This is a genomic window from Mycobacteroides sp. CBMA 271 (assembly GCF_009729205.1).
GTDB lineage: Bacteria > Actinomycetota > Actinomycetes > Mycobacteriales > Mycobacteriaceae > Mycobacterium.
In genome coordinates this window covers 536,836-548,455 of sequence record NZ_VTHB01000001.1, presented here as the reverse complement: position 1 = coordinate 548,455, position 11,620 = coordinate 536,836, and the positions used below count along the sequence as shown (strand labels likewise).

Annotated in this window: 11 protein-coding genes; 8 read left to right on the top strand and 3 right to left on the bottom strand. The window is 65.2% G+C overall.

The window, feature by feature from the left end; all coding sequences use genetic code 11:
* Window positions 1-16: 16 nt before the first annotated feature.
* Genes FZI91_RS02725 through FZI91_RS02705 form a run of 5 tightly spaced genes read left to right on the top strand, consistent with a single transcriptional unit; the run spans window position 17 to window position 4,422 of the window.
* Window positions 17-271, top strand: coding sequence for a hypothetical protein (locus FZI91_RS02725; RefSeq protein WP_162525764.1), 255 nt, complete (start codon window positions 17-19; stop codon window positions 269-271).
* Complete coding sequence (locus FZI91_RS02720; protein WP_155937101.1) at window positions 268-1,269, top strand: phosphotransferase family protein; 1,002 nt, start codon at window positions 268-270, stop codon at window positions 1,267-1,269. Before FZI91_RS02725 ends, FZI91_RS02720 begins: the two co-directional genes overlap by 4 nt.
* Window positions 1,266-2,531 (top strand): acyl-CoA dehydrogenase family protein, encoded by a 1,266-nt coding sequence (locus FZI91_RS02715; protein WP_155937100.1) that lies wholly within the window; start codon window positions 1,266-1,268, stop codon window positions 2,529-2,531. The genes FZI91_RS02720 and FZI91_RS02715 overlap by 4 nt, the downstream gene beginning before the upstream one ends.
* A 26-nt stretch (window positions 2,532-2,557) precedes the next feature.
* Window positions 2,558-3,037 (top strand): gluconokinase, encoded by a 480-nt coding sequence (locus FZI91_RS02710; protein WP_155937747.1) that lies wholly within the window; start codon window positions 2,558-2,560, stop codon window positions 3,035-3,037.
* Window positions 3,034-4,422: a GntP family permease gene (locus FZI91_RS02705; protein WP_155937099.1), complete on the top strand. Its 1,389-nt coding sequence runs from the start codon at window positions 3,034-3,036 to the stop codon at window positions 4,420-4,422. The genes FZI91_RS02710 and FZI91_RS02705 overlap by 4 nt, the downstream gene beginning before the upstream one ends.
* A gap of 4 nt (window positions 4,423-4,426) precedes the next feature.
* Here the strand turns inward: FZI91_RS02705 and FZI91_RS02700 are convergent, their stop codons facing one another.
* Genes FZI91_RS02700 through FZI91_RS02690 form a run of 3 tightly spaced genes read right to left on the bottom strand, consistent with a single transcriptional unit; the run spans window position 4,427 to window position 8,177 of the window.
* Window positions 4,427-6,154: a nucleoside triphosphate pyrophosphatase gene (locus tag FZI91_RS02700; RefSeq protein ID WP_162525726.1), complete on the bottom strand. Its 1,728-nt coding sequence runs from the start codon at window positions 6,152-6,154 to the stop codon at window positions 4,427-4,429.
* A gap of 39 nt (window positions 6,155-6,193) precedes the next feature.
* Complete coding sequence (locus FZI91_RS23795; RefSeq protein WP_162525727.1) at window positions 6,194-6,478, bottom strand: acyl-CoA carboxylase epsilon subunit; 285 nt, start codon at window positions 6,476-6,478, stop codon at window positions 6,194-6,196.
* A gap of 58 nt (window positions 6,479-6,536) precedes the next feature.
* The gene (locus tag FZI91_RS02690; protein WP_155937098.1) at window positions 6,537-8,177 is read right to left on the bottom strand and encodes an acyl-CoA carboxylase subunit beta; all 1,641 of its coding nucleotides are present in this window, start codon (window positions 8,175-8,177) and stop codon (window positions 6,537-6,539) included.
* Between the two features lie 107 nt (window positions 8,178-8,284).
* Between FZI91_RS02690 and FZI91_RS02685 the strand changes: the two genes are divergently transcribed.
* From FZI91_RS02685 to FZI91_RS02675, 3 genes are all read left to right on the top strand, one after another.
* Window positions 8,285-9,310, top strand: a complete 1,026-nt coding sequence (locus FZI91_RS02685; RefSeq protein ID WP_155937097.1) for a CdaR family transcriptional regulator — start codon at window positions 8,285-8,287, stop codon at window positions 9,308-9,310.
* 84 nt (window positions 9,311-9,394) lie between these two features.
* Entirely contained in the window at window positions 9,395-9,952 is a 558-nt protein-coding gene (locus FZI91_RS02680) for a nuclear transport factor 2 family protein (protein WP_155937096.1), read from the top strand.
* Window positions 9,949-11,616: an AMP-binding protein gene (locus FZI91_RS02675; RefSeq protein WP_155937095.1), complete on the top strand. Its 1,668-nt coding sequence runs from the start codon at window positions 9,949-9,951 to the stop codon at window positions 11,614-11,616. Before FZI91_RS02680 ends, FZI91_RS02675 begins: the two co-directional genes overlap by 4 nt.
* Window positions 11,617-11,620 lie beyond the last annotated feature (4 nt).

The window sequence follows — 11,620 nt, the reverse complement described above, 5'->3', positions numbered from 1 at the left end:
AAGGTACAAACGGATGGTGCCCTACATTCCGACCGCAGCGGAACTGGCGGGTGCGCTCGCCGAACTGCTCGACGATATCCAGTCCGAGCTGCCCTCATCTTCGGTGCACCGAGCCCGGGTCGGTGCCAACATCGCCAGGATTCTGCAGCGTGAACTGACCGCTGCCCCGGCGCCGTCCGCCCAGGACCCCACGTGGGACGACTTGGTCGAGGCGGTGCGCGGTGAGCTCGCCGTGGTCAAGCCCGGCTACGGCGCCTGGGCGGGCGAATGAGTGAGCTAGAGGATGGACTGACCCGCTACCTCCAGGACGAATTCGGCAAGCCCTTTCGGGTGTCCGGTGTGATGGGTGTCTCTGCGGGTGCTCGCAGACGAAATGTGCTGCTGGATGCCACTTCCGGCGATGAGACCCTCGAACTGGTGGCAACGATTGTGCCCGCGGTCGTGCAGCAGGTACCGGTGGCTAGTGAGGCCGGGGTGCGTGAGTTGGCCCGCAGCCACGGCGTTCCGGTGCCCCGGGTTCGCGGGATATGTTCCGAATCCTCTTACGTGGGTGCGCCTTTCATGCTCTCCGAGCGCATCGAGGGGGAGACCGTGCCGCGCAAGGTGCTTCGACTGGTGCAGTCGAAGGGGATCGAGGACCTGGTGGCGGCCCAGCTCGGCGCGGCCATGGGACGGCTGCACGGGATCGACCCGGCGATGGCACCGCCGGATCTCCCCGGCGATCCGGAGACCGAGCCCGCGGTCAGCTTGTTGGAGCAGATGCGTGAGGGGGTGGCGGCACTACTTCCCGGGCGGCCGGTGTTCCAGCGCACGCTGTCCTGGTTGACGGAGCGCATGCCCGCGCCGCCCACTCGTCGGAGCTTGGTGCACACCGATATTCGTAACGGCAACGTCATTGTCGGCGAGGACGGCCTGCGCGCTGTGCTGGACTGGGAAGGGACTACTCGCTTCGGGGACCCCATGCGCGATGTGGGCTGGACCGCGCTGCGCATGTGGCGATTCGGCGGCGACGACCGCGAGTTCGGCGGTTTCGCGGGACGCGAGGTATTCGTGCGTGCATACGAAGAAGCCGGTGGGAGCTTCGATGCCGACCGGTTCCAGTGGTGGAAGGTGATCGGCACCCTGTGGTGGGGAGTGGGTCTGGCCGCGCAGGCGGCGTCCTACCTCGACGGGAGCGTCCGGGACATCGTGATGGCCGCCAGCGGCCGACGCATCCCGGAAATCGAATGGGACCTACTCATGTTGACGAAACCAGAAGGACGCCAATGAACTTTGAACTCCCGCCCGATCTCGTTGCGTATCTGGCCGAGCTTGACGAATTCATCGAGTGTGAAATCGTGCCGCTCGAACAGGCCGACGACAACATCCGGTTCTTCGACCATCGCCGGGAAGACGCCCGAACCGATTGGGACCGTGGTGGTCTGCCCAACGGCGAGTGGGAAGCACTGCTCGGTGAAGCCCGTCGACGGGCCGACGCCGCGGGCCACTTCCGGTACCCCTTCCCAGCGGAATTCGGTGGACGCGACGGATCCAATCTGGGCATGGCCGTGATTCGTGAACATCTGGCGCGCCGTGGCCTCGGGTTGCATTGCGACCTGCAGAACGAACACGCCATTGTCGGCAACAATGTGGGGCTGCTACTCATGCTGGAGTACGGCACGCCGGAGCAGAAGGCCGACTGGGTAGAGGGACTCGCCAGCGGCACCAAGGTGTTCGCATTCGGTATCACCGAACCGGACCACGGCTCCGATGCCACCCACATGGAGACCACTGCAACCCGCGACGGCTCCGGCTGGATCATCAACGGCGAGAAGACCTGGAACACCGGTGTGCACATTGCAGACGCTGACCTGATTTTCGCTCGTACCTCCGGCGAACCCGGCGACGGACGCGGCATTACGGCATTCCTGGTCCCCGCGGACGCGCCCGGATTCAAGGTCGAGGAATACCTCTGGACTTTCAACATGCCCACCGACCACGCGCATGTCTCGCTGACCGACGTACGGGTGCCCGACTCCGCGGTCTTCGGAGGTGAGGGCCGCGGGCTGGCCGTCGTGCAGCACTTCTTCAATGAGAACCGGATTCGGCAGGCTGCCTCCAGCCTCGGGGCAGCGCAGCACTGCATCGACCGTTCCATCGAATACGCCAAGGAACGCAAGCCCTTTGGAAAGCCGCTGGCATCGAACCAAGCGATCCAGTTTCCGCTTGTCGAACTGCAGACCCAATGCGAGATGCTGCGCGCGTTGATTCACAAGACGGCGTGGTCGATGGATACCTACGGGCCGTTCGCGGCGTCCGAGCAGGTGTCGATGTGCAACTACGTTGCAAACCGGCTGTGTTGCGAGGCAGCCGACCGTGCCATGCAGGTACACGGCGGGCTGGGGTATTCGCGGCATATGCCGTTCGAACACATCTACCGACACCACCGGCGCTACCGGATCACCGAGGGCACCGAGGAAATCCAGATGCGTCGGGTGGCCGGGTACATGTTCGGCTTCATGAATCAGAAGGCTCCAAAGGGGGTTGGGTGACCAAGAAGCCGCCTGTCGTCGTGGTGATGGGTGTGGCCGGGGTCGGTAAGACCACGGTGGCACGGCTTTTGGCGGAGCAGTTGGGCACGCCCTATGCCGAGGCCGACGACTTTCACCCCGAGGCGAACATCGCCAAGATGTCGGCGGGTATCCCGTTGGACGACGAGGACCGGTGGCCGTGGCTGCAGCGCATCGCCGAATGGATATCGGACCGCGGACACGATGGTACTGGCGGAGTAGTCACCTGTTCGGCGCTCAAACGGAGCTACCGCGATGTTCTCCGGGCGGGGTGCCCCGACGCATTCTTCGTGCACCTGTCCGGAGAGCGGACTCTCATCGGTGAACGGATGTCTCATCGCGCAGGACATTTCATGCCCACGGCGCTGTTGGATTCACAGTTCGAGATTCTTGAACCACTGCGACCCGACGAGCGGGGTGCAGTGCTGGACGTGGGCGCCGGGCCGAAGGAACTGGTAGCAGAGGCATTGCGGCAGCTCGGAAGATGAACGCCAACCTCCTTCTGCTGGCCGAGCCGGCGAAAATTCCGCACACCACGAGCGACGTGCGACTGCTGGTGGCGGTGGCGCTGAGCATCGGTGTGATCATCGTGCTCATCACCCAGCTGAAGATGCATCCGTTCCTGGCGCTGCTGTTGGGTTCGGGGACCCTCGCGGTCGCGGCTAGTGTGCCGTTCGACAAACTGCTGGGATCCTTTGTCACCGGGTTCGGCTCGACCATCGCCGGGGTCGGACTACTCATCGGTTTGGGGGCGATGCTCGGCCGCCTGCTGGCCGATTCCGGCGGGGCCAATATCGTGGCCGACGCCGTGCTCCGGCGTTCGAGCCCACGCATGCTGCCCTGGGCGGTGGCGCTGATCGCTGCGGTTCTCGGATTGCCGCTGTTCTTCGAAGTTGGTGTGGTGCTGCTGATTCCCATCGTGCTGCTGGTGGCACGCCGGGGAAACGTGCCGCTGTTGCGGGTGGGAATACCCGCGTTGGCAGGCCTTTCGGTGTTGCACGGACTGGTGCCGCCGCACCCCGGCCCACTGGTGGCGGTGGACGCACTCAACGCGGATCTGGGGGTCACTCTGGCGTTCGGTCTCATGGCGGCGGTGCCCACCTTGATCGTGGCAGGGCCCCTCTACGCGCGGGTGGCACAGCGTTGGGTCGGCCCGCTGGAAATCCCCACCGCGACGGCGCCCGCGGTCGAGCGCAAGGGCCCCGCGCCGAGCGTCGGTGCGGTACTCGCGACGATCCTGCTTCCGGTGGCGCTGATGTTGGCCAAGGCACTCTCCGATGTGCTGATCGACAACCCGAAATCGTTGGTGCAGCGGATTTTCGACACCCTGGGTGCGCCGCTAAGTGCACTACTGATCGCCACTTTGGTGGCCATGGTGACGTTGGGTAAGGCATCGGGTCTCGACCGGATGGGTGTCTCGGGAATCGTCGAGAAGTCGCTGGGACCCATCGCGGGAATCGTCTTCATCGTCGGAGCCGGAGGCGGATTCAAGCAGACTCTCATCGACGTCGGAGTCAGCGATGCCGTGAGCGTCTGGTCGGAGAAGTGGCAGATACCAGCGCTGCTGCTCGGCTGGCTGATCGCCGTGCTGATTCGACTGGCCACCGGCTCGGCCACGGTCGCGACCATAACGGCCGCCGGGATCGTCTCGCCGTTGGCGGCCGACATGTCCACCGCACACGTGGCGCTGCTAGTGCTTGCGATCGGCGCCGGGTCCCTGTTCTTCTCCCACGTGAACGACGCCGGATTCTGGTTGGTGAAGGAGTATTTCGGGATGACTGTGGGCCAGACACTGAAGTCCTGGTCCGCGATGGAGACAGTGATTTCGGTCGTCGGTTTGACGATGGTGCTGTTGCTGAGCCTATTCGTCTGACGGGCTAGATCGACAGATACTCGGGGCTGAGCACCACCGAGTACATGATCGTCCGGTAGGCCCGGGTGGGATCGGTAACCCATTGGCTCGCCAAGAAGTACAGCGTCTGAGTGCCGTCGGAGTTCATGCTGACGCGCACGACCTGCGGCCCATATGGCTGCAACAGCTTGTGTGGATCTTGGGAAATGAACGGGTCATCCGGTCGCGGGTTCGACGGGTCATTGCGGATTAACACTGTCATGGGCTCGCTCACCAACTCCTGCGGAGTCCGGAACAGCTTGAGTCCTATATGGGCATCACCCGAACCGTTGGAATCGAGCAGCCCGAAACCGCCTGCGGGCAGCGCGAACAATTGATTCTCGCGGTCGCCGCCGCCGTTGATGGGAACACCGTCGGTGCCAGTCGGCGATCCACCGCCGACCTTCTGCCACGCCGACGTGTCCAGGAACGCCGGATCGTCGATGGCCGGTGTGAGCCACGCGAATCGGGGGGCCCACGGGCCGGTTCCCACGTTTCCGGCCACCAGCATCCGTCCCCCCGACGCCGAAACCCCGCTCGGCTGCGAGATTCCGGCCATTGTGCCGAGGGCTGAGTAGGAGCTCGCACCCGGCTCGCTCACGTCATACACGGTGGTGTCCGCGGACACGAAGGTGCTGCAGCCGGGTGACGGAATGCACGAGGCGAACAACAGTGAACGGTGTGCCAACTGCGCGGATCCGGTGGGCAGCAGCCGGGCGCCGTCCTGTGCATCCGGCGGCAGCACAAGCGGTTTGGAGCGTCCGCCCAAGGCAACTGAGGGGCTTGCCGGGTCGACGGGAATCAGTTGGATGCCGTCGCCGGTGTTCAGATAGTCGCCCGTCCATAGGCAGGCGCCGCGGTTGGTGTGCACGCCGAGATCGAAAGAGTCGTTTTTGCAGGCAGTTTGGAAGCTGGTGTTGATGGAAGGCATGTGCGGGATCGGATTGCCGTGCGCGTCCTTGAATTCCTGCTGCTGCGTCGGCCCGAGCATGACGAGGGAGTCGAACAGCGGAACCATGCGGGGCGGCAGCGGGGTGGCGGCGGGGGTGTCCGGGTGAAAGGGCTTTGGCGGTACATGCTTTTCGTGGCGGACCCACAGCGAGGAAGCGGGGATGCCGAGCTTGTCCAACAACCGGCCTACCAACGGGACGCTGACACCGATCACATTCGATGGGTCACCATCGATGCCCTCGACGAACCAGCTGCCCAGACCGTCCAATGTGAACGACCCCGCCACCTGCAGGGGTTCTCCGGTGGCCAGATACGCGTCGAGATCGGCGGCGGAAGGAGTACTGAAATGCACTGTGGTCGAACGCGTTTCGCTGACACGTGCGACAGGCTTGCCGTCCACGACCCGGATCAGGCAGTGCCCCGTCAGCAATTCGGCGCTGCGCCCGGCCATCTGTCCCCAGTGGCGGCGGGCCTCCTCGACAGTGCCCGGCTTGCCTTGTAACGAGCCGTCGAGCAGCAGCATGGAATCGCAGCCCAGTACCACCGCGTCCGAGGCCACCTCACCGGCCAGAGCCGCTGCGACATCGAAAGCCTTGGCGCAGGCCAGCACTTCGACGGCGCGCGCCGGGTCGATACCCGAGGGCTGCGTCGCCATGACGAGATGCTCGTCGACGTGCGACACGATGACGACCGGATTGAGACCGGCCTGCTCAAGGACTCGTTCGCGTGCCGGCGATGCGGACGCCAAGACAAATGCAGTCACGCGCGGAACTCTACGTGTGCTGGCGGTGAGACTGTCGGACTAGTACGTACCCCGCGGGCGGGCCAGCTTCCCGCGCTCGAACAACGTCACCTGCTGCCAGCTATGTGGGCTGTAGCGCAGCATGTCGATCGGCTCGGCCCAGAGATTTCGGGGCTTGAGGCTGGCGGTCTCGGTCTTGGAGGCCAGCGCACTGAGCGCTGCGACCAGGGCCGCGATCTCTGCGTCGGTCGGATTGCCGCTGAGCACCTGCACGTCGGCGGCCTTCACCTTCCCGGAGTCACCTTCGGGAGTAACGGTTTCGGTCTCGGAATCGGATCCGCTCACTTCGTTCTCCCGACTCACAGTGGTTGGATCGTTCGCTCGTTCACTGCGTTCACTCGACTCACAGTGGGATGTTTCCGTGCTTCTTGGATGGGAGCCGCACGATCTTGCGATCGAGCAAGCGCAGCGCCGTGGCAATGTAACCGCGGGTGTGCGAGGGCGGGATGACGGCGTCGACGTATCCACGCTCGGCAGCGATGTACGGATTCACCAGCGTGTCCTCGTACTCCTGCTGCAGCTGCAGACGCAGGGCGTCCACGTCATCGCCGTTCGTGGCGGCTTCCTTGAGTTCGGAGCGGTAGACGAACCCGACCGCACCCGAGGCGCCCATGACGGCGATCTGCGCGGTGGGCCAGGCGACGTTCACGTCGGCGCCCATGTGCTTGGAACCCATCACGTCGTACGCGCCGCCGTAAGCCTTGCGGGTGATGACGGTGATCTTCGGAACGGTGGCCTCGCCATACGCGTACAGCAGCTTCGCGCCACGCCGGATGATGCCGTTGTACTCCTGCTCGGTGCCGGGCAGGAAGCCGGGCACATCCTCAATGGTGATGATCGGGATGCCGAAGCAGTCGCAGGTGCGGATGAACCGCGCGGCCTTCTCGGAGGCGTTGATGTCGAGGCAACCCGCGAACTGGGTGGGCTGGTTGGCGACGATGCCGACGCTGCGGCCATCGACCCGACCGAAGCCGACGATGATGTTCATCGCGTAGCCGGCCTGCACCTCGAGGAACTCGTCGTCATCGAGGATGCGGGTGATGACCTCGTGCATGTCGTACGGCTGGTTCGGGGAATCCGGGATCAGCGTGTCCAGCTCGAGGTCTTCCTCGGTGAGGTGATCCTCAATGGCGCCGTCGGTGGGCTCCGGGCCGGGGTAGCGCGGCGGCTCGGAGGCGTTGTTGGACGGAAGGTAGCTCAGGATGTCGCGCACGTAATCGAACGCGTCCTGCTCACCGGAGGCGACGTAGTGCGCGGTACCGGACTTGGCCATGTGGGTGTGGGCGCCGCCCAGCTCCTCCATGGTGACGTCCTCGCCGGTGACGGTCTTGATGACGTCGGGGCCGGTGATGAACATCTGGCTGGTCTTATCGACCATGACGACGAAGTCGGTTAGCGCGGGGGAGTAGACGTGTCCACCGGCGGCCGGGCCCATGATCAGCGAGATCTGCGGGATGACGCCCGAGGCGATGACGTTGCGGTGGAAAATCTGGCCGTACAGGCCGAGGGAGACCACACCCTCCTGGATGCGGGCGCCGGCGCCCTCGTTGATACCGATCAACGGACGGCCCGTCTTGATGGCCAGGTCCATGACCTTGACGATCTTCTCGCCGTACACCTCGCCGAGGCTGCCGCCGAATACCGAGACGTCCTGGCTGAAGATGCAGACGTCGCGGCCGTCGATGGTGCCGAAACCGGTCACCACACCGTCGCCGAGTGGGCGCTTGGACTCCAGGCCGAAATTGGTGCTGCGGTGCTTGGCCAGCGCGTCCAGCTCCACGAATGAACCCTCATCGAGCAGCGCTGCGATGCGCTCACGGGCGGTCAGCTTGCCCTTGGCGTGGATCTTGTCGACAGCAGCCTCACCGACCGGGTGCAGTGCTTCCTCGTTGCGCCGACGCAGATCGGCGAGCTTGCCCGCGGTCGTGTGAATATCGGGCTCTGAAGCCGCGGCGCCGGCGACATGGGACTCGGTGGTCGTCATGGTCACCGATGCTATCGCGAGGAAGCGGGCCCACGGCGCATGGGCCTTAGAGAGTTCTCAGAAATTTTCTCGAATGGATGTTCACCGATCGGAGTACAGAGAACGAGATGGACAAACAGCCCGCGCTGAACGCCGATCTGGTGTTCACCATCCTGTCCCATTTCGACCGGCTCGACGTGGCCGATGCCGAGGCCGCGGTGCGTTCGGCTGCCGATCTGGCCGGATGCCCGGTCGGCCTCCAGTGGTCCGAGGGCGGTGACCCGCAGGTATGGCTGCAGCGCGAGGGGCCTGCCCAGCCCACCGATGAGCTCCTGCTGCACCGACTGCATCACGTCCTGCGCCGTTCCGTGCCGGTCCAGACGTCCGCCGCCACGCTTCATATGGACGATCCGGCCCTGATCGAAGTGGTGCTGTCGAGCGAATCGACACCCGAGGACCGGATGCGTGCCGTACGTCTCCTGGGGTTGGACGACACCAGGGAGCTGCGGGTGCTGGCGATCTCCGCGCCCGCGGGTGCCCGGCAGCTTCTCGGCAAGGCACTTCCCGGTCAGGTGATCCGGTCGGCGACCATCGGGCGGGTCGGAGCCCTGCTCTGCCAGACGGCCGGGGACACCTCAACCTTGTCGGATCACCTCAACGCCGTGATTGTCGGCGAGTTCCCGGCCTCACCGCGCTCGACGCATGGGCCGTGGGTCGGGATCGGTTCCAGTGTCGCCGTCATCGACGCTCCCGCCTCATGGGGCCAGGCGCAGCGTGCCCTGCGGTTCGCGTCTTCCACCGGCTTCGGGCGGCGCGCCATCGCCTACGAGCGGCTCAGTCTGCTGGAGGTGCTAGCCGATATCCCGCCGGATCGGGTGCGACAGATTGGTGATGTCGTGCGGATCAACGAGATCGCCGCCACGGCGGGCGGTGCCGTCGAGGTGGACACCCTGGAGGCGCTCTGCCAGTACGGCACTCTGCGCCGTACCGCCACGGAACTGCATCTGCACCACAGCACCGTGGCCGCGCGGATTCAGCACGTCGAGCAGTTGATGGGCTGGGACCTCGATGACCCCATCGATCGGTTCCTGGCCACCTTCGTGTTGATGCTGCGGCGGATATCGCTGTCGACTTCCGAGCTGTCGGGCGGATAACCCCGCCACGTGTCGGATGCCACCCGCATATTTCTCGACAGCTGTCGGGTGACGCCGGACTGGCCGGGCGTCCACGATTGACCCATGGCAGTCATCGACACCGAACGGACCTGGGAGTTGGTCGAAAAGCGGCTTGCCGCAACGACAAACGAGCGGCATCGGGTGGTGCTGGGCGCCGTCCTGCACCACATGAAACTGGAACGTGACGCCGACCTCGACGGGCTCATCGACACCCTCAGCGCAGATCCGGCCTACCACTTCTGGATAGAGGGCCAGGACTTCGGCCCCAAGGGACGCGACGGCGTCCGCTCCTACTACGCGGGTCTGGTTCAGGGCCGGATGAGCGTCATGGAGTTCGAGATGGATCGTCTGCTCGTGGACGACAACTGCGTGGTCACCGAGGGCTTCCTCAAGCAGATCTATCCGGGTGCGGTGGCGCAGAGCATGGGATTCGAGATTGAGGATCCGAGCGCCGACTATCTGCTGGTGTTCCGGCAGTTGGTGCTGTGGCCCGTCGACGCCGACGGTTTCATCGAGGGCGAGGACTCGTATCACTCCGGCCCGGTGAGCGTCACCAAGCTTGCGCCCGAGGAACTGCCGCAGGAGTACCGGGACCTGATGGGTGCATCATCGGCGATATGACCGATGCCTTCACGCCCCGCAGCGATATCGCGACGATGCTCCTGGACCGGATCGGCGACAGTCGCCTGGGGCTGCGCACCCGGGAACGCGACTGGACCTGGTCTCAGGTGGTGGACGAGTCGGCCGCTCGGGGCGCGCTCGCGCGGAAACTTAAGACCGAAGGGCCTTTTCACATCGGTGTGCTGCTGGAGAATGTGCCCGACTTCCTCTTCTGGCTGGGCGGGGCCGCGCTGACCGGTGCCACGATCGTCGGTATCAACCCGACCCGCGGGGCGGCGGAGATGGCCGCTGAGATTCGCCACACCGACTGCCAGCTGATCGTCACCGACACGGCACACCTTGACCGGTTGCGGGACCTCGACCTCGGCCTGGCCGCCGACCGGTTCCTGGTGATCGACAGCCCCGAGTTCCTCGCGCGACTCGACGAGAACCGTGGTGAGACCGCGATTTCCGATGAGGTGGGCGCGGATTCGCTATTCCTGCTGCTGTTCACCTCCGGCACCACCGGCGCGTCCAAGGCGGTGAGATGCAGCCAGGGGCGGCTGGCGCAGATCGCGTATCTGGCCACCGAGAAGTTCGGGCATGTCCCGTCCGACGTCGACTACTGCTGTATGCCGCTGTTCCACGGCAATGCACTGATGGCGTTGTGGGCGCCGGCGCTGGCCAACGGCGCCACGGTGTGTCTGACGCCGACCTTCTCGGCATCACGCTTCCTACCCGACATCCGGTACTTCGGCGCGACGTTCTTTACGTACGTCGGTAAGGCGCTTGGGTACCTGTTGGCCACCCCCGAACAGCCCGACGATGCCGATAACCAGTTGGTGCGCGGGTTTGGGACCGAGGCCTCGCCGGAGGACCAGGCCGAATTTCGGCGTCGCTTCGGCGCGGAGCTGTTCGAGGGCTACGGATCCAGTGAGGGTGGAGGAGCGATCGCGCTCGACCCCGACGCGCCGTCCGGCGCGCTAGGGCGCCCCGCGCACGAGGGCGTGGCGATCGTCGATGCCGAGACGCTACAAGACTGTCCCGCAGCCACTCTCGACGAGCACGGGCGGGTGCTGAACGCCGACGACGCGGTCGGCGAGATCGTCGACAAACAGGGGCGGCGCGGCTTCGAGGGCTACTACAAAAACGACGATGCCGACGCCGACCGCATCCGCAACGGGTGGTACTGGACCGGCGATCTGGGCTACCTCGACGCGGCGGGATTCATCTACTTCGCGGGCCGTCGCGGCGACTGGATCCGCGTCGACGGCGAGAACATATCGGCGCTGACCATCGAACGGGTGCTGCGACGCCACCCGGGGGTGATCGCTGCGGGCGTCTACGCGGTGCCGGATCCGCGTTCCGGCGACCAGGTGATGGCATCCATCGAGGTCGCCGACCTGGCGGTCTTCGATGTGGACGGGTTCACCGAGTACCTGTCGGCGCAGGGTGATCTGGGCCGCAAGGGAATTCCGCGGTTCCTTCGCGTGTCGGCCAACCTGCCGGTGACGGGCTCCAACAAGGTGCTCAAACGCGAGCTGCAGGCGCAGCGCTGGCACACCGACGAGCCGGTGTTCCGGTGGGCGGGAAGGGGCACCCCGGTGTTCGAGCGGATGGGGCCGCAGGACAAAACCGCACTCGATGCTCAATTCGCGGCGTATGGGCGACAACGGTTGTTGTAGAGCG

Excerpts from the sequence above, each read along its gene's own strand:
- FZI91_RS02705 (WP_155937099.1), top strand. The coding sequence starts at position 3,034 with ATGAACGCCAACCTCCTTCTGCTGGCCGAGCCGGCGAAAATTCCGCAC.
- FZI91_RS02710 (WP_155937747.1), top strand. The coding sequence starts at position 2,558 with ATGGGTGTGGCCGGGGTCGGTAAGACCACGGTGGCACGGCTTTTGGCG.
- FZI91_RS02685 (WP_155937097.1), top strand. The coding sequence starts at position 8,285 with ATGGACAAACAGCCCGCGCTGAACGCCGATCTGGTGTTCACCATCCTG.
- FZI91_RS02690 (WP_155937098.1), bottom strand. The coding sequence starts at position 8,177 with ATGACGACCACCGAGTCCCATGTCGCCGGCGCCGCGGCTTCAGAGCCC.
- FZI91_RS02720 (WP_155937101.1), top strand. The coding sequence starts at position 268 with ATGAGTGAGCTAGAGGATGGACTGACCCGCTACCTCCAGGACGAATTC.
- FZI91_RS02715 (WP_155937100.1), top strand. The coding sequence starts at position 1,266 with ATGAACTTTGAACTCCCGCCCGATCTCGTTGCGTATCTGGCCGAGCTT.
- FZI91_RS02675 (WP_155937095.1), top strand. The coding sequence starts at position 9,949 with ATGACCGATGCCTTCACGCCCCGCAGCGATATCGCGACGATGCTCCTG.
- FZI91_RS02680 (WP_155937096.1), top strand. The coding sequence starts at position 9,395 with ATGGCAGTCATCGACACCGAACGGACCTGGGAGTTGGTCGAAAAGCGG.